Here is a 17895-nt window from a genome sequence, read left to right as displayed (position 1 = left end):
GACCGCTGGTTCGTTGCTCCGGCGGAGGGCAACGAAAGCGCACGCAATCAATCACAAAGCTTGGCAAGGGCTCTGAGGGCGAATCAACATGGGGGACAAGCTAGGTGACCGACTAGCTTTTCTGCGCGTAAATGGTCGCTCTGTGTTCCAAAAGACTCTGGAGCGAAGCTATCGCTAGCGGCCAGGTGGGCGATGCGGAGGAACCGGCCCGCCGGGTTCGAAACGGGTCCTGGCCGGCCTTCGCGACGCGTCCGCGATTGGGCGCGGGTGGGGCGGGTCTCCCCGCGGCCGTCCGTTCGTGTCCGGAGCGATGCCCGAGTCTGTTTACTTTCCGGACGGGAGGGCGTAATCTCCGAGCGTCTCAACTTATCCGGGCATGAAACGGGCGTGAAACCACATGTACGCAGCCGAGCGCCAGCAGGAGATCCTGCGGCAGGCCCGGGAGCGGGGCCGGGTGGACGTGCTGTCGCTGGCCGACGAGTTCCAGGTGACCGCGGAGACCGTGCGGCGGGACCTGAAGGTGCTCGACCGCGGCGGCTTCATCCGGCGGGTGCATGGCGGGGCGATTCCCGCCGGGGGCCTGGACTTCGAGCCCGACCTGGCGGAGCGTGACGCCGTCGCCGCGGACGAGAAGGACCGCATAGCGCGGGCGGCGCTGGCCGAGCTGCCGGCCGAGGGCAGCCTGATCCTGGACGCCGGGACGACCGCCGCTCGCTTCGCCGCCGTCCTTCCGGTGGACGCCTCGTTCACCGTCGTCACGCACGCCCTGCCCGTGGCCGCGCGGCTCGCCGACCACCCCGGGATCGCGTTGCACCTGGTCGGCGGCCGGGTGCGGCACCGCACGCGGGCCGCCGTCGACGCCTGGGCGCTGCGCGCGTACGGGGAGATCCGCGCCGATGTCGCCTTCCTCGCCACGAACGGATTCTCCCTGGAGGGCGGCCTGACCACGCCGGACCTGGCCGAGGCCGCGGTGAAGCGCGCCGCGCTCGCCGCCGCCCGCCGGGTGGTGCTGTTGGCCGACTCCGCCAAGCACGGGCAGGAGCACTTCGCGCGTTTCGGCGACCTGTCGCACGTGGACGTGCTCGTGACGGACTCCGGCCTGCCGCCCGCCGCCGCCCGCGCGATCGAGCGGCAGGGCACGGAGGTGGTGCGGGCGTGATCCTCACGGTGACGCCGAACCCGAGCCTGGACCGCACCTACGAGCTGCCGTCGCTGGTGCGCGGCGCCGTGCTGCGGGCGGAGTCCGACCGGGTCGAGCCGGGCGGCAAGGGCGTGAACGTCTCACGCGCCGTGGCCGCCGCCGGACATCGCACGATCGCCGTCGCGCCACTGGGCGGCCCCGAGGGCGCGCTGCTCGCGCGGCTGCTCAACGCGCGGGGCATCGAGGCGGTCGGCGTGCCGGTGGCGGGGTCGACCCGGGTCAACATCACGCTCGTCGAACCGGACGGCACGCTGACCAAGGTCAACGCCGCCGGCCCGGAGATCGCCGCCGCCGAGGCGGAGGCGCTCCTCGAGGCGGTGCGGGCGCGCTCCGCCGCCGCCGACTGGCTCGCCTGCTGTGGCAGTCTGCCGCGCGGCCTCACCCCCGACTGGTACGCGGAACTGGTCGCCCGCGCCCACCGGGCCGGCGCCCGGATCGCGCTCGACACCTCGGGCGCGGCGCTGGCGGCGGCGCTGCGGGAGCGGCCCGACGTGGTGAAGCCGAACGCCGACGAGCTGGCGGAGGCGGTGGGCCGCCCGCTGGCCACGGTCGGGGACGCGGTGAAGGCGGCGGAGGAGCTGTGCGGGCGGGGCGCCCGAGCGGTGCTGGCCAGCCTGGGCGCGGACGGGCAGGTGCTCGTCGACGCGTCGGGCGTGGCGTACCACGGGGCCGCGCCCGTGCCGGCGGGGTCGGTGCGCAGCGACGTCGGCGCCGGCGACGCCTCGCTGGCCGGGTTCCTCACCTTCGGGGGCGGCGCCGGGCCCTCCCCCGCAAGCGGGAGGTACCCCCAGGCGCTGGCGGCGGCCGTGGCGCACGGCGCGGCGGCGGTGCGGCTGCCGGGCAGCGCGATGCCCGCGCCGGGCGATCTGGACCTGGCGGCGGTGACGGTGACCGCGGACATTCCGCTGGACCGTCCCCTGAACAGCAAGCGGGAGAACAACCGGGGGAGCAGCCGGGAGAACAAGCGGGGGAACAACCGGAAGAAGGAGCCCTGCGATGAGTGAGCTGATCACTCCCGACCTGGTGGATCTCGGCCTGGACGCCGGGACGAAGGAGGAGGCCACGCGGTCGCTGGCCGAACGGATGGCCGTGGCCGGCCGTGTGACGGACCTGGAGGGCTTCCTGGCCGACGTGGCGGCGCGCGAGGCACTCATGCCGACCGGCATGGAGGGCGGGATCGGCATCCCGCACTGCCGCAGCGCGCACGTCACGGCGCCGACGCTGGCGTTCGGGCGGAGCGAGCGCGGCATCGACTTCGGGGCCATGGACGGGCAGCCGGCGGATCTGGTCTTCCTGATCGCGGCGCCGGACGGAGCCGACGAGGACCACCTGGTGATCCTGTCGGCCCTGGCCCGTCGCCTGGCCGACCCCGAGTTCGCGGCCGCGCTGCGCGCGGGGCACGACGCGGCGGAGGCGGCGTCCCTGCTGCGCGGGGACGACCACCGCGCCGCGGCACCCACCGGATCCGGCCCCGCCGCCCCCGATCCCGCGGGCCCCGACCCCTCCGGTCCCGCGGGGCGGCCGTTCCGCGTCGTCGCCGTGACGTCGTGTCCGACCGGGATCGCGCACACCTACCTGGCCGCCGAGTCGTTGGAGCGGGCCGGGCGGGAGGCCGGCGTCGAGCTGGTGGTCGAGACGCAGGGGTCGGCCGGGTTCTCCAGGCTGGATCCCGCGGTGATCGCCGCGGCGGACGGCGTCGTCTTCGCGCACGACGTCGAGGTGCGCGAGCGGGAGCGCTTCGCCGGAAAGCCGACCGTGGACGTCGGCGTGAAGGCCGCCCTGAACCGGCCCGGCGAGCTGATAGCCGAGGTGCGGGAGAAGGCCGCACGCGGCGAGAGCACGGCGAGCGCCCCCGCCTCGGACGAGCGCGAGCGCGACGGCGTACGCGACGGGGGGCCCGCCGGCGAGGGCTTCGGGTCGCATCTGCGGCGCTGGCTGATGAGCGGCGTGAGCTACATGGTGCCGTTCGTCGCCGCGGGCGGCCTGCTGATCGCGCTGTCGTTCGCGATCGGCGGCTACGAGATCGCCGACGCGCCCGCCGTGGGCGACCACTTCGTCTGGGCCGAGGCGGACAGCTGGGCCGCGCTGTTCAACCAGGTCGGCGGCGCCGCCTTCGCCTTCCTCGTCCCGGTGCTGGCCGGATACATCGCCTTCGGCATGGTCGACAGACCCGGGATCGTGCCCGGCTTCGTCGGCGGCGCCATCGCCGTGACGATCGAGGCGGGCTTCCTCGGCGGCCTGGTCGCCGGGCTGCTCGCCGGGGGCGTGGTCATGCTGATCCAGCGCGTCCACATCCCGCCCACGCTCCGCGGCATCATGCCGGTCCTGGTGATCCCGTTGATCGGCTCGGCCGTCGTCGGCTTCCTGATGTTCGTGGTGATCGGCAAGCCCATCGCCGAACTCCAGCAGGCACTCACCGACTGGCTGAACGACCTGTCCGGCTCGAACGCCATCCTGCTGGGCGTCGTCCTCGGCCTGATGATGTGCTTCGACCTCGGCGGCCCCGTCAACAAGGTCGCCTACACCTTCGCGGTGGGCGGCCTCACCGCCCCCACGGACGGCAGCCTGAAGGTCATGGCGGCGGTGATGGCCGCCGGCATGGTGCCGCCGCTGGCGATGGCGCTGGCCACGGCGGTGCGCGGCAGGTTGTTCACGAAGGCCGAGCGGGAGAACGGCAAGGCCGCGTGGGTGCTGGGCGCCTCGTTCATCTCCGAGGGCGCGATCCCGTTCGCGGCGGCCGATCCGCTGCGCGTGCTGCCGTCGGTGATGGCCGGCGGGGCGGTGACCGGTGCCCTGTCCATGGCGTTCGACGCGACGCTGCGGGCGCCGCACGGCGGCGTCTTCGTGGTCGCGCTGGTCGGCGGGCCGGTGCCGTACCTGCTGGCGATCGCCGTGGGGACGGTGGTCAGCGCGGCGCTCGTCGTACTGCTCAAGAGCCGCGGCCGGCGGCACGCGGGCGTCGCGGCGGAGCGGCGGGAGGCGGAGCCGGGCGGCACACCCGCCGTTCCGGTCGCGGCGCGTTCCGGTCCCGGTCGCCCGGCCAGGCCCTCGACCAAGCCCTCGCCCACGTCCCAGGCCAGGCCCGCGGTGCCGTAGCCGGACCATACGGGCAGTCAGCCAGCACTCAGTCAGCGCTCAGTCAACGCTCAGTCAACGCGGTCATCTTCTCTGGAGTGGATTCTCATGACGCACCACACCGTGGTCATCGGCTCGCGCAGCGGGCTGCACGCCCGCCCGGCGGCCCTCTTCGTGAAGGCCGCGGCCAGCCAGCCCGTCAGGGTGACCATCGCGCGCGACGGGCAGGCCCCGGTCGACGCCAGGAGCCTGCTGTCCGTGCTCGCGCTCGGCGCCCGGCAGGGCGACGCGGTGACGCTCGCGGCCGACGGCGACGGCGCGGAGTCAGCCGTCGCGGAGCTGGCCGACCTGCTCGCTCGCGATCTCGACGCGACCGGCGCCTCCGACGTGGCGGGGCAGCCGTGACGGTGATGGCGGGGGTCGGCATCGGCCCCGGCAGCGCCGCCGGACCCGTGGCCCGCATGGCGCCGCCGCCCGATCTGCCGCCGCCGCGGCCCGTTCCCGCCGAGCGGGCGGGCGAGGAGGTCGCGGCCGTGCTCGGGGCACTGCGGGACACCGCCGCCGAGTTGGAACGGCGCGCCGCCGAGACGACGGGTTCCGCCGCCGAGGTGCTGGCCGCCCAGGCGCTGATGGTGGCCGATCCGGCACTGGGCGACCGCGCCGAGGCGCTGATCCGCCAGCCGGTCCGCGACGACGGCGGCGAGGGGACCGACGGGCCGCACGCGCTCGCGGCGGCGTTCGGGGAGTTCCGTGCCGCGCTCGCGGCCGCGGGCGGGTACTTCGCCGAACGCGTCGCAGACCTGGACGACCTGCGGGACCGGGCGGTGGCACGGCTGCTGCGCCTACCGATGCCGGGCCTTCCCGAACCGGGGCACCCGTACGTCCTGGTGGCGGCGGACCTGGCGCCCGCCGACACGGCGCTGCTCGATCCGTCCCGGGTGCTGGCCCTGGTCACCGAGCGAGGCGGCCCCACCAGCCACACCGCCATCCTGGCCAAGGCGCTCGGGGTGCCCGCCGTGGTCGGCTGCGCGGGGGCGGCGCAGCTGACGAACGGACGGCGCGTGCTGGTGGACGCGGCGGCGGGGACCGTGACGGCCGACCCGGCGCCGCGGGCCGTTGCCGAGGCGGCGGCGCGGGAGCAACGGCGGCGCGGGCGGGCGGCCGCGGTGAGCGGCCCGGGCCGCACGGCGGACGGCCACCCGGTCAGGCTGCTGGTCAATCTCGGCGCCATGCGGGAGCTCGCGGACGGGGCGGCGGCCGACAGCGAGGGCGTCGGGCTCTTCCGTACGGAGTTCCTGTACCTGGACCGGGAAACGGCGCCGTCCGTGGCGGAGCAGGTGGCCGCCTACCGGGAGGTGTTCGCGGCGTTCGCGGGCCGCCGGGTCGTGGTGCGGACGCTGGACGCGGGCGCGGACAAGCCGCTGCCGTTCGTCACCGCGGCGGGCCAGGCCGAACCCGAGGAGCAGAACCCGGCGCTCGGCGTGCGGGGACTGCGGACCGCGGCGCGGGACGGCGGGAAGCTGCTGGCGGACCAGCTCGCCGCCATCGCCGAGGCCGTGCGCGGGACCGACGCGGACGTGGCGGTGATGGCGCCGATGGTCTCGATCGCGCGCGAGGCGGCGGAGTTCGCCGGGCGGGTGCGTGCCCACGGGCTGCCGCTGGCCGGGGCGATGGTGGAGGTGCCGGCGGCGGCCCTGCGCGCCGCCGAGCTGGCGGCGGCCTGCGACTTCCTCAGCATCGGCACCAACGACCTGTCGCAGTACGCCTTCGCGGCCGACCGCACCCTCGCCGGCCTCGCGGCGCTGCTCGACCCCTGGCAGCCCGCGCTGCTCGACCTGGTCCGGATGACGGCGGAGGCGGGCGCGCGCCAGGGGCGGCCGGTCGGCGTGTGCGGAGAGGCGGCGGCCGATCCCGAACTGGCCCTGGTGCTGGCCGGACTCGGGGTGAGCAGCCTGTCCATGCCGCCCGCCAGCCTGGACCCGGTGCGCGCGTCGCTGGCGGCGCACACGGTGGACGACTGCCGCGGCCTGGCCGAACGCGCGCTGGCCGCACCGGACGCGGCGACGGCACGAGCGGCGGTGCGGACCGCGACACGGGAAGGGTGACGGGCCGCCGAGGAGGGCCAGGGTGCCCGGGTACGGCGGCCGCCACGGCGGCTCGTGCGGGCAGGCGAGGCGACCAACGCCGTCGGCGCGGTGGCCGCTGCTGGGCGTGCGTCACCTGGCGGAGGCGTTGGTCTCCTCGGGCGCGGAGCTCGCCGGCTTCGCCTCGTCGACCGTCGGGCGACCGCCGTCCGTGCGGGTGCCGGTGCGGGCGTGGGTCGCGTACAGCGTGAGTCCCACGAAGGTCAGGCCGCCGACCAGGTTGCCCAGGACGGTGGGGATCTCGTTCCACACGAAGTAGTCCCCGACCGAGAAGTCGCCGCCGAGCATCAGGCCGGAGGGGAAGAGGAACATGTTGACGACGGAGTGCTCGAAGCCCATGTAGAAGAAGACCAGGATCGGCATCCACATGGCGATCACCTTGCCTGACACGGATGAGGACATCATCGCGCCGACTACGCCGGTGGAGACCATCCAGTTGCACAGCACGCCGCGGATGAAGAGCGTGAGCATGCCGGCGGCGCCGTGGTCGGCGTAGCCCACGGTGCGGCTCTCGCCTATCGTGCCGAGGCGTTGGCCGACCTCGTTGGGGTCGACGGAGAAGGCGTAGGTGGCGATCACCGCCATCATCAGCGCGACCATGAGCGCTCCGGCGAAGTTGCCGACGAAGACCAGGCCCCAGTTGCGCAGCACCAGACGGGGTGTGACGCCGGGGCGCCGGTCGATCAGCGCGAGCGGGACCAGGGTGAAGACGCCGGTCAGCAGGTCGAAGCCCAGCAGGTACAGCATGCAGAACCCGACCGGGAACAGCAGGGCGCCGACGAGCGGTTGACCCGTCTCGACGGCCACCGTCACCGCGAAGGCCGCCGACAGCGCGAGGATCGCACCGGCCATGAACGCGCGGATCAGCGTGTCCCGGGCGGACATGAAGACCTTCGACTCCCCCGCGTCGATCATCTTCACGGCCAGGTCTGGGGGGTTCACATAGGACATGGGGCACGCTCTCTCTCGGGGCAACGGGTGGCGCGTCCGGTGCGGCGCCCGGCCTCGGGCCCCGGCAGCCCTGTGTGTGGGGGAGGTGCGACTTCCGGCGCCGGACACGCCGCCGTTGGCCGAACCCTACCCGCCCGGTGCCGGCGTGCCCGGCTGCCGACGACCAGGCCGCGCGACCTCGATGGCACCGGGCGGGACGGCGGGGAACGAGGCCGGTGACCGCTCTTCCGACGCCCCAGGACCGCAGCGGCTGCTACCTTCCCCCAGGGATGCGTGGCTGACGAGTCCGATGCGGGAAAGGGCGTTCGCTGTGTGGATCACGAGTTTTCTCGCGGTGGCCCTGCTGGTCGCGTTGACCCCGGGAGCCAACAACCTGCTGGCGCTGCGGCATGGCATGGTGCGCGGGTTCGGTGGTGCGATGGTCGGGGTCTGCGGGCGGCTCGTCGCCTTCGCCGTGCTCGTGGTCGCGGTCGTGGCCGGTCTGGGGCCGCTGCTGTCGGCGTCGGAATGGGCGCTGACGATCATCAAGTGGGCCGGCGTCGGCTACCTCGCCTATCTGGGCGTCACGATCCTGTGGGCTGGTTTCCGCCGGCGTGGTGAGCCGGACGAGGCGGTCGTCGAGCCCGCGGCGCGGGAGCGGCCGACGCTGAGCGCGCTGGCGCGCAAGGAGTTCCTCGTCGCGATCACCAACCCGAAGGCGGTGCTGATCTTCACCGCCTTCGTGCCGCAGTTCGTCGTGCCAGCGGGCGGTTCCGTGACGACCCAACTCGCGGTCCTCGGCGCCTGCTACCTCGTCGCGGAGGCGGTCGCGGCCGGGGCGTTCGCCGCCGCGGGCAGCGTGATCAGGGCGGTTCGGCTGAGCTACCGGGCACACCGTCGGCTGGACCGCGCCACCGGCGGCGTGCTCCTCGGGATGGCCGGCCTGCTCGCGACCGAGTCCCCCTGAGCGCGTTCCCCGAACCTCCGGACCGACGCGGCCTGGGAGCCCCCGCCCCTGGCCGGTCCTCGGCCGGCGGGCTCGTCGCTCCGGGCCTCGTCAGGGATGGCCGGAGCCGGGGTCGCCGTAGCGAACGACCCTCGTGGGGACGACGATGCGCAGCGGCGTGGCGTTGTCCGGATCGGGATCCGACTCGTTCAGGCGCCGCAGCAGCAGTTCCGCGGCCCGCCGGCCGAGCTCGCGCGGGTCGTACGCCACGATCAGCGGCACGCCGAGTACGTCGGCCAGTTCGAAGTCGTCGAAACCCGCCAGGCTGACGGTGCGGCCGAGCCGGCTCGTGGCGCGGAAGGCGCCGAGGGTGTTGCGGCTGTTGGCGCAGAACAACGCCGTCGGGGGCTGAGGGAGTTCGAGCAGTTCCCGGGCGGCGTCCTCGGCGGCCGGGATGGTGCGTTGCCGGAGCCGTACGTAGCGTTCGTCCAGCGCGACTCCCGCCTCCTCGAGCGCGACGCAGAAACCACGGAACCGTTCGGAGCTGGTCCAGACGGACGGGGGCAGGCCGAGGAACCCGATCCGGGTGTGGCCGGCTGCCAGGAGGCCGGCCGTCGCCTCGCGGGCGCCACCGAAGTCGTCGACGAGCACGCAGTCCAGCGGCACGCCGGACGGAGGGCGGGCGCCCAGGACGATGGGCACCGAGCCGGGCTGGGGGGCGAGGTGGGAGTGGTCGTTGCCGGCCGGCACGACGATGACGCCGTCGACCCGGCGGGCGGTGAGCTCCTCCACGAGCCGGCGCTCGCGTTCGACGTCCTCGTCGGTGTTCGTGAGGACGACCTTCCAGCCGTGCCGGCCGGCGCCCGCCTCCACGCCGAGGGCGAACTGGGAGTAGAACGGGTTCGCGAGATTCGTGACGACGAGTCCGATCAGTCCGCTCGGCCGCCCCAGCCGGAGGTTGCGGGCGACCTCGTTGCGCCGGTAGCCGAGGGAGTCGACCGCGGCGAGCACCCGCTCCCGGGTCGCCTTGCTCACCCCGGGGTCGTCGTGCAACACGCGGGACACCGTCATGGGGCTGACCGACGCGTGATCGGCGACGTCGCGCATCGTCGGAGGGCGACGGGAAGGAGAACCCTCGGTCACCGTCTTCTCCCCCGCTGCGTCACGTCGAGGCCCCGCGATCCTTCCGTCGACCTGCCGAGCGGCACCACGCTAGCACCGAACTTGATGGTATCGATATCAGCCCGAAGGACGCCACCCCTCGGCAGGGCGGAGCCTGTTGGGCGAGGAGAGCGTCGCCGCCGCCACGCATTCGATGTTCTTCGTGCCAGTTCAGAAGGGTGCGACGGGATCCGGGATGACGCACCCTCTTGACGTCGACGGATCGGGCCCTTACGTTCCAACCGCACTGCAGCATGGTAACGATAACTATTCGAGATCCACTACCCGAACCGACCGACACTCCGACCTCTTGGAGCCCCCGAACGTGCTGAAGCACAGGTTTCCAGGGTCGTCGACAGACGCGGGTGGACGGCATCAGACGGTCCCGTGAGCCGCCTCAGAGACAGGGCAGAGACATGTCGCAGTCCGATTCCTCCCCTCAGACACCGTCCCGCCGACGCTTCCTGGCCTCCACCAGCGGGCTGTTGGTCGCGGGCACCCTGGGAGCGGGTGCCCGCGGCGGCACAGCCTCCGCGGCCGTGCCGGGGGACACGCCCTCGGCCGGGCCCTCCCGGGACTATGTGCGTCTGGTCAACCCGTGGGTGGAGGCCGACGTCGGCCGGTACTTCTTCTTCCAGTCGGCCAGCAACCCCTTCGGCCTGGTGAAGCTGCGCCCGGACACCAGCACCCACTCGGTCTGGGGCACCGGCTACCGCAGGAGCGAGTCGCAGGTGAAGGGCTTCAGCCACCTGCACTGCTGGCAGATCGCGGGCGTGCAGGTGATGCCCACCTCTGGTGAGGACGTGCCGAAGCTGGAGGGCGACACCGGCTGGCAGTCGTTCGTGAACCACGACGTCGGTGAGGTGGCGGAACCCGGTTACCACCGGCTGCACCTGGACCGGTACGGCATCACCGCCGAGTTGACCTGCACCGACCGGGTCGGCCTGCACCGCTACACGTACGACCACGCCGGCCGTGGCGAGATCGTCGTCAACCTCGGCGGTGTGCTCGGCGAGGCGGAGATGCAGGACGCCCACGTCACCAGGGTGAGCGACCGGGTGATCGAGGGGTACGTGGCGCAGGCCGGCACCCTCGCCAACGGCCACTACTACGGCCAGAGCGACGACAAACACACGAAGCTGTTCTTCAGCATCCGGTTCGACAGGGCCTTCGACTCCCTGCACGGCTGGGCGGACGGCGAACTCGTCGACGGTGGGGCCGCGGTCGAGAAGGTGGAGGGCGACACCGCTGGCTGCTACGTCCGCTACGACGGCATCGAGGCGGGCGACGTCGTGCGGATGAAGGTCGCGCTGTCCTTCACCTCGGTGGCCGGGGCGCGCAGGAACCTGGAGGCGGAGCTGCCCGGGTGGGACTTCGACGCCGTCCGGGAGGCGTCGCAGCGGCACTGGAACCGGATGCTGGGCCGGATCGACGTCGAGGGCGGCACCGAGCAGCAGCGGGTGAAGTTCTACACCGACCTGTTCCACGTCCTGTGCGGGCGCAGCGTGATCAGCGACGTCGACGGCGCGTACCTCGACGACACCTGGAGCCGCCAGCGGATCGGTCAGCTGCCGCTCGACCGGTCAGGACAGCCGCGTTTCGCGATGTACAACTACGACGCGCTGTGGTTGACGCAGTGGAACCTCAACACCGTGCTGGGGCTGGCCTACCCGGAGATCTACTCCAGCCTCGTGCGGTCGCAGCTGCGGATGTACCAGGACGGCGGGCTGCTGCCGCGGGGTCCCGTGGCCGGGAACTACTCGTTCGTCATGACCGGCTCCCCGGCGACGTCGTTCATCAGCGGCGCCTGGAACAAGGGCATCAGGGACTTCGACATCGACCTCGCCTACGAGGCCATGCTGGACGCCCACTCGCTCGGCGGCCTCTTCGACAAGGCGCCGTACGAGTACGCCACCTGGGGCGAGAACCAGGGCGGGGGCCGTGCCTACCTCGACACCGGATACGTGCCCCACGACCTGCACGCCGAATGGCGCTCCCGCGGAGCCGGGGAGACCGTGGAGTACGCGTTCCAGGACTGGACGCTGGGCCAGTTGGCGCGGCAACTGGACAAGCGTGGCATCAACGTCGCGCAGTTCGCCGAGGTGTCCGTGTCCTCGCAGGTGAACGACTCCAACCTCGCGGGGATGCGGGCGGTGGACGGCCGGCCGATCCGCTCCGGTGTCGCCGAGCCGGTGAACGTGGGCTGGGCGTCGGAGGAGACGAAGCCCTGGATCAAGCTCGGCTGGGCGGAGCGGAAGCGGGTCCACAAGGTGGTGCTCAGCGACCGGCCGGACGAGGACTCGAGCGTTAACTCCGGGGTGCTGGTGTTCAGCGACGGATCCTCGATCGAGGTGCGCGGTGTTCCGACCGACGGCCGGAAGAAGGTCGTGTCCTTCAGGCCCCGGCGGGTCAGCTGGGTGCGGTTCGAGGCGACCGGCGGCACCGGCGAGAACGTCGGGCTCGACGAGATCGAGGTGTGGGACGACACCGACGCGGGCGCGTTCCTGATCGAACGTTCGGGGAACTGGCGCAACCTCTTCGACCGGTCCACCGGGTTCGTCCGGCCCAGGGACTCGAACGGCCGCTGGAAGGACCCGTTCGACCCGCTGTCCCCTGACGACTTCGTCGAGGCCAGCTCGTGGCAGGCCACCTGGTACGCCTCGTACGACGTGCTCGGGCTGGCCAACCGGCTGGGCGGCCGGGCCGCCTACGCCGACAAGCTCAACGGCGCCTTCGAGCTGTCCGAGGAGGCCGAGTTCACGGGGTCGGGGCAGAACGGCGACGAGAACGCGTACGTCAACTACGGCAACCAGCCCGGCCTGCACATGGCGCACCTCTTCAACCACGTGGGACATCCCTGGCTGACCCAGTACTGGGTGCGCAAGGTCAAGGAGATCACGTACGGCGGCACGTCCACGACGAAGGGATACGGAGGGCACGACGAGGACCAGGGCCAGATGGGGTCGATCAGCGCGCTGATGGCGATGGGGCTGTTCGAGGTGACGGGGGCGAGTCTGCCGCGTCCGGTGTACGACATCACCTCGCCGGTGTTCGACGCGGTCACCATCGATCTGCACCCGGACTACTACTCCGGTGGCCGGTTCCGGATCGTCACCCACGACAACTCGGCCGAGCACATGTACATCCAGCGCGCCACCCTCAACGGGCGCGGGCAGGACAACGCCTGGTTCCACCACGACCAGCTCACCGCCGGCGGCACGCTGGAGCTGTGGATGGGCCCGGAACCCAACAAGGACTGGGGCGTGGCCGAGCTGCCGCCGTCGAAGTCGCCCGAGGCACCCGCCGTTCTGCACACCACCCGGGACACCGTGCGCGTCGACCCCGGCGGGACCGGCACCCTCACCCTCGCCGCGGACAACATCACCGACCGGCCCGTGATTGCCCGCTGGCGCGTCGTCGCGCCGGCCGGCATTGAGGTCGAGCCCGCCGAGGGAAGCCTGACCGCATCCGCCGGCGACACCGCCGAACAGGACCTCAGCCTCCGCGTCGCCGCCGACATCCCCGACGGACTGCACCGCCTCGTCATCACCGGACAGGCCGCCGACGGCACCGAACTCCCCGACGCCATCACCTACCTCAACGTCGCACCGGCGGTGCTGGTCTCGACCGAGCCGGCGGAGCTGCCCCTGCTGCAGGCCACGCCCGTCACCTTCCAGGTCCGGCTGACCAGCAACGACGCCCAGGACCTCGGCGCCGACGTCGCGCTGCGGACCCCCGAGGGCTGGACCGTCGAGCCGGCGACCCGCGCCGTGCGGATCGCCGCCGGCGCGACCGCCACCACCACCTTCACCGTCACCCCACCGGAGGGCGCCGCCGGGCCGCAGACACTCACGGTGCACGCGCAGGGAGAATGGGGCACCGCCGACCACCAGCCCGCTGTCACCGTCCACCGCGCCGTCGCCCTTGTCGGCGGTGTGGACCTGGCCACGGGGGAGTTCGCGCTGTCGCCCGACCGTTTCGGCGACTACCCCACGACCTTCCCCGACGACGTCGACCTCACCATCGGGACCAGCGACCCGGCCACCGCCTGGAGCTACATCCACCCGGGCCCCAGCGACACCTGGGCGGGCGCCAAACCGCACACCTTCACCCTCCGCTTCGACCTCGACGAGGCTCCCGCCGCCGACCTGGCCCTCACCGCCTGGCTCATCGACACCCAGCAGTCCGGACCGTCGATGCGGGTCGCCCTCAACGACGGACCGGCCACCACCGTCACGCTGCCGAGCGGCGGCGGCGACGGCTTCCACTGGGGCGACGGCACCGACGGAGCCATCCGCCCCACCACCCTCGACGTGACCCTCCCCGCCGATCAACTCCGCGCCGGCCGCAACGCCGTCACCCTCACCAGCACCGCCGGCTCCTGGATCGTCTACGACGCCATCGCCATCCGCGAGACGCGGTAATCGCGTTCGTCACCCATCACCAGACAACCGACAGGGAACTGCCATGCCTGCAAGAAAAACCATCGGTGGAATGTCTCGTCGCCGTCTCCTCCAGTCCACCGGCGGCATGCTGGGCGCCGGCGTGGTGGGCGCCTACGCACCCGCCGGCGCCTGGGGGGCCACGGCGGGGGAGAGCGTGGCGGAGCAGGCCGGACGGGACTACGTGAAGCTCGTGAACCCCTGGGTGGAGGCCGATCGCGGTCGGTTCTTCTTCTTCCAGTCGGCCAGCAACCCCTTCGGGCTGGTGAAGCTGCGCCCGGACACCAGCACCCACACGGCGTGGGGGACGGGCTATCTGCACAAGGAGAACCAGGTCAAGGGCTTCAGCCACCTGCACTGCTGGCAGATCGCCGGCGTTCAGGTGATGCCCACCTCTGGTGAGGAGGCGCCGAAGCTGGAGGGCGACACCGGCTGGCAGTCGTTCGTGCGGCACGACGACTCCGAGGTGGCGGAACCCGGTTACCACCGGCTGCACCTGGACCGGTACGGCATCACCGCCGAGTTGACCTGCACCGACCGGGTCGGCCTGCACCGTTACACGTACGACAACGCCGGCCGCAGCGAGATCATCGTCAACCTCGGCGGAACGCTGGGCGAAGCGGTCATGACGAACGCCCGGATCACCAGGCGGAGCGATCGCGAGGTGGAGGGCTACGTCTTCCAGCACGGCACCGGATACCCCGCACACAACAACCAGCTGTTCTTCAGCATCCGGTTCGACAGGGCCTTCGACTCCCTGCACGGCTGGGCGGACGGCGAACTCGTCGACGGCGGGGCCGCGGTCGAGAAGGTGGAGGGCGACACCGCTGGTTTCTACGTCCGCTACGACGGTCTGAACGCCGGCGATGTCGTGCGGATGAAGGTCGCGCTCTCCTGGACCGGGGTGGCCGGGGCGCGCAGGAACCTGGCGGCGGAGCTGCCCGGGTGGGACTTCGACGCGGTCCGGGAGGCGTCGCAGCGGCACTGGAACCGGATGCTGGGCCGGATCGACGTCGAGGGCGGCACCGAGCAGCAGCGGGTGAAGTTCTACACCGACCTGTTCCACGTCCTGTGCGGGCGCAGCGTGATCAGCGACGTCGACGGCACCTACCTCGACAACACGTGGGGACACCGCAAGGTCGGGACGATCCCGTCGGACGCCGACGGCGTGCCGCGTTTCGCGATGTACAACTACGACGCGCTGTGGTTGACGCAGTGGAACCTGAACACCATGTTGGGCCTGGCCTATCCGGACATCTACTCCAGCATCGTGCGGTCGCAGCTGCGGATGTACCAGGACGGCGGGCTGCTGCCGCGGGGTCCCGTGGCCGGCGACTACTCGTGGGTCATGACCGGCTGCCCGACGACGTCGTTCATCAGCGGCGCCTGGAACAAGGGCATCAGGGACTTCGACATCGACCTCGCCTACGAGGCCATGCTGGACGCCCACTCGCTCGGCGGCCTCTTCGAGGCCGGCGCCTTCGAGTACGGCCGCTGGGGTAGCTGCGGCGGTGCCCGTTACTACTTCGACCTCGGGTACGTGCCGAACGAGGTGTGCGGCGGGCCGCTCGAGGGCGGCGCGGGCCAGACGCTGGAGTACTCGTTCCAGGACTGGACGCTGGGCCAGTTGGCGCGGCAACTGGACAAGCGTGGCATCAACGTCGCGCAGTTCGCCGAGGTGTCGGTGTCCTCGCAGGTGAACGACTCCAACCTCGCGGGGGTGCGGGCGGTGGACGGCCGGCCGACGCGGTCGAGCGTGACCGAGCCGGTGAACGTGGGCTGGGCGTCGGAGGAGACGAAGCCCTGGATCAAGCTCGGCTGGGCGGAGCGGAAGCGGGTCCACAAGGTGGTGCTGAGCGACCGGCCGGACGACGACGCGAACGTGAACTCCGGCGTGCTGGTGTTCAGCGACGGGACCTCGATCACCGTGCGCGGCATTCCCAACGACGGCCGGAACAAGGTGGTGTCCTTCAGGCCGCGGCGGGTCAGCTGGGTGCGGTTCGAGGCGACCGGCGGCACCGGCGAGAACGTGGGGCTCAACGAGATCGAGGTGTGGGACGACACCGACGCGGGCGCGTTCCTCATCGAACGATCGAACAACTGGCGCAACCTGTACGACCGCTCCACCGGGTTCATCCGACCCCGCGGCATGAACGGCCGCTGGCTGGAGCCCTTCGACCCGCTGTCGCACGACGACTTCGTCGAGGCGAACGCGTGGCAGGCGTCCTGGTTCACCTCCCATGACGTCCTCGGGCTGGCCAACCGGCTGGGCGGCCGGGCCGCCTACGCCGACAAGCTCAATCACGCCTTCGAGGAGTCCGCGGAGTCGAACTTCATCGCCGAGTACGGGCACGGCCACGTCAGCTACGGCAACCAGCCCGGGCTGCAGGTGGCGCACCTGTTCAACTACGTGGGACGTCCCTGGCTGAGCCAGTACTGGGTGCGGCAGGTGAAGGAGAAGACCTACGGCGCCACCTCGGTCACCGACGGCTACGGCCACTTCGACGAGGACCAGGGCCAGATGGGGTCGATGAGTGCCCTGATGGCGATGGGTCTGTTCGAGGTGACGGGGGCGAGTCTGCCGCGTCCGGTGTACGACATCACCTCGCCGGTGTTCGACGCGGTCACCATCGACCTGCACCCGGACTACTACCCGGGCGGCCGGTTCCGGATCGTCACCCACGACAACTCGGCCGAGCACATGTACATCCAGCGCGCCACCCTCAACGGGCGCGGGCAGGACAACGCCTGGTTCCACCACGACCAGCTCACCGCCGGCGGCACGCTGGAGCTGTGGATGGGCCCGGAACCCAACAAAGACTGGGGCGTGGCCGAGCTGCCGCCGTCGAAGTCGCCGGAGGCGCCCGCGGTGCTCTACACCACCCGGGACACGGTGCGCGTCGACTCCGGCGGGACCGGCACCCTCACCCTCGCCGCCCAGAACCTGACCGACCGGTCCGTCGCCGCCGCCTGGCGCGTCGTCGCGCCGGCCGGCATCGAGGTCGAGCCCGCCGAGGGAAGCCTGACCGCATCCGCCGGCGACACCGCCGAACAGGACCTCACCCTCCGCATCGCCGCCGACATCCCCGACGGACTGCACCGCCTCGTCATCACCGGACAGGCCGCCGACGGCACCGAACTCCCCGACGCCATCACCTACCTCAACGTCGCACCCGTGCTGTCGATCGAGACCGTCCCGGATCGGCTGATCCTGCTGCAGGACACTCCGTCGACCGTCCAGGTGCAGGTGAACAGCAACGACGTCGATCGGGCGCATGCCGCCGACGTCAGCCTGAGCGGGCCGGAGGGCTGGACCGTCGAACCCGCGACCCGATCGCTCGACGTGCCCGCCGGCGGCAGGACCATGACCACGTTCACCCTCACCCCACCGGCGGACGCGCTCGGCGAGCAGCCCCTGACGCTCACCGCCCGGTGGGAGGGGGACGGCTTCGACCGTGAGCTGTCCGCGACCGTGAGCCGGAAGGTGGCACTGGTGGGCAGCGTCGACCTGGCCACGGGGGAGTTCGCGCTGTCGCCCGACCGTTTCGGGGACTACCCCACGACCTTCCCCGACGACGTCGACCTCACCATCGGGACCAGCGACCCGGCCACCGCCTGGAGCTACATCCACCCGGGCCCCAGCGACGCGTGGGCCGGGGCCAAACCGCACACCTTCACCCTCCGCTTCGACCTCGACGAGGCTCCCGCCGCCGACCTGGCCCTCACCGCCTGGCTCATCGACACCCAGGAATCCGGGCCGCCGACCATGGACATCTCCCTCAACGACGGACCGGCCACCACCGTCGCCCTCCCCAAGGGCGGTGGCCAGGGCTTCCACTGGGGCGACGGCACCGACGGAGCCATCCGCCCCACCACCCTCGACGTGACCCTCCCCGCCGACCAGCTCCGCACCGGCCGCAACGCCGTCACCCTCACCAGCACCGCCGGCTCCTGGATGGTCTACGACGCCATCGCCATCCGCGAGCTCCCGTGACC

General features: G+C 72.1%; 10 protein-coding genes. 8 read left to right on the top strand and 2 right to left on the bottom strand.

The window, feature by feature from the left end; all coding sequences use genetic code 11:
• Window positions 1-397: 397 nt before the first annotated feature.
• The 5 genes from ABGB06_RS36125 (at window position 398) to ABGB06_RS36105 (ending at window position 6381) form a co-directional block, all read left to right on the top strand.
• The gene (locus ABGB06_RS36125; RefSeq protein ID WP_347598736.1) at window positions 398-1159 is read left to right on the top strand and encodes a DeoR/GlpR family DNA-binding transcription regulator; all 762 of its coding nucleotides are present in this window, start codon (window positions 398-400) and stop codon (window positions 1157-1159) included.
• Window positions 1156-2205, top strand: a complete 1050-nt coding sequence (pfkB, locus tag ABGB06_RS36120) for a 1-phosphofructokinase (protein WP_347598733.1) — start codon at window positions 1156-1158, stop codon at window positions 2203-2205. Before ABGB06_RS36125 ends, pfkB begins: the two co-directional genes overlap by 4 nt.
• A complete protein-coding gene (locus tag ABGB06_RS36115; protein WP_347598730.1) occupies window positions 2198-4297 on the top strand; it encodes a fructose-specific PTS transporter subunit EIIC in 2100 nt (699 codons plus the stop codon). Before pfkB ends, ABGB06_RS36115 begins: the two co-directional genes overlap by 8 nt.
• A gap of 87 nt (window positions 4298-4384) precedes the next feature.
• Window positions 4385-4681: an HPr family phosphocarrier protein gene (locus tag ABGB06_RS36110; protein WP_347598727.1), complete on the top strand. Its 297-nt coding sequence runs from the start codon at window positions 4385-4387 to the stop codon at window positions 4679-4681.
• Window positions 4682-4686: 5 nt separating this feature from the next.
• Window positions 4687-6381 carry a putative PEP-binding protein gene (locus ABGB06_RS36105; protein ID WP_347598799.1) on the top strand — a complete coding sequence of 565 codons (1695 nt, stop codon included), beginning with the start codon at window positions 4687-4689 and terminating at the stop codon, window positions 6379-6381.
• Between the two features lie 111 nt (window positions 6382-6492).
• Here the strand turns inward: ABGB06_RS36105 and ABGB06_RS36100 are convergent, their stop codons facing one another.
• Entirely contained in the window at window positions 6493-7371 is an 879-nt protein-coding gene (locus ABGB06_RS36100; protein ID WP_347598724.1) for a formate/nitrite transporter family protein, read from the bottom strand.
• A gap of 310 nt (window positions 7372-7681) precedes the next feature.
• On the opposite strand from ABGB06_RS36100, the gene ABGB06_RS36095 reads away from it, so the two are divergent.
• Entirely contained in the window at window positions 7682-8317 is a 636-nt protein-coding gene (locus tag ABGB06_RS36095) for a LysE family translocator (RefSeq protein WP_347598721.1), read from the top strand.
• A 90-nt stretch (window positions 8318-8407) separates the two neighbouring features.
• Here ABGB06_RS36095 and ABGB06_RS36090 read toward each other — a convergent pair whose 3' ends face one another.
• Window positions 8408-9403: a LacI family DNA-binding transcriptional regulator gene (locus ABGB06_RS36090; RefSeq protein ID WP_347598718.1), complete on the bottom strand. Its 996-nt coding sequence runs from the start codon at window positions 9401-9403 to the stop codon at window positions 8408-8410.
• A gap of 470 nt (window positions 9404-9873) precedes the next feature.
• Here ABGB06_RS36090 and ABGB06_RS36085 point away from each other — a divergent pair, with 470 nt between their 5' ends.
• On the top strand, window positions 9874-13881 hold the full coding sequence (locus ABGB06_RS36085; RefSeq protein ID WP_347598715.1) for a glycoside hydrolase domain-containing protein: 4008 nt from the start codon (window positions 9874-9876) through the stop codon (window positions 13879-13881).
• Between the two features lie 70 nt (window positions 13882-13951).
• Entirely contained in the window at window positions 13952-17893 is a 3942-nt protein-coding gene (locus tag ABGB06_RS36080; RefSeq protein ID WP_347598712.1) for a glycoside hydrolase domain-containing protein, read from the top strand.
• Window positions 17894-17895 lie beyond the last annotated feature (2 nt).

The organism is Streptomyces sp. B6B3 (assembly GCF_039871525.1).
GTDB lineage: Bacteria > Actinomycetota > Actinomycetes > Streptomycetales > Streptomycetaceae > Streptomyces.
Note: the sequence above shows the minus strand (reverse complement) of the source record. Positions and strands in the feature narration are given on the sequence as shown.

What these genes read in the sequence shown, in the direction of transcription:
- ABGB06_RS36080 (WP_347598712.1), top strand. Translation starts at nt 13,952, where the DNA reads ATGTCTCGTCGCCGTCTCCTCCAGTCCACCGGCGGCATGCTGGGCGCC.
- ABGB06_RS36100 (WP_347598724.1), bottom strand. Translation starts at nt 7,371, where the DNA reads ATGTCCTATGTGAACCCCCCAGACCTGGCCGTGAAGATGATCGACGCG.
- ABGB06_RS36115 (WP_347598730.1), top strand. Translation starts at nt 2,198, where the DNA reads ATGAGTGAGCTGATCACTCCCGACCTGGTGGATCTCGGCCTGGACGCC.
- ABGB06_RS36105 (WP_347598799.1), top strand. Translation starts at nt 4,687, where the DNA reads ATGGCGGGGGTCGGCATCGGCCCCGGCAGCGCCGCCGGACCCGTGGCC.
- ABGB06_RS36125 (WP_347598736.1), top strand. Translation starts at nt 398, where the DNA reads ATGTACGCAGCCGAGCGCCAGCAGGAGATCCTGCGGCAGGCCCGGGAG.
- ABGB06_RS36110 (WP_347598727.1), top strand. Translation starts at nt 4,385, where the DNA reads ATGACGCACCACACCGTGGTCATCGGCTCGCGCAGCGGGCTGCACGCC.
- ABGB06_RS36090 (WP_347598718.1), bottom strand. Translation starts at nt 9,403, where the DNA reads ATGCGCGACGTCGCCGATCACGCGTCGGTCAGCCCCATGACGGTGTCC.
- ABGB06_RS36085 (WP_347598715.1), top strand. Translation starts at nt 9,874, where the DNA reads ATGTCGCAGTCCGATTCCTCCCCTCAGACACCGTCCCGCCGACGCTTC.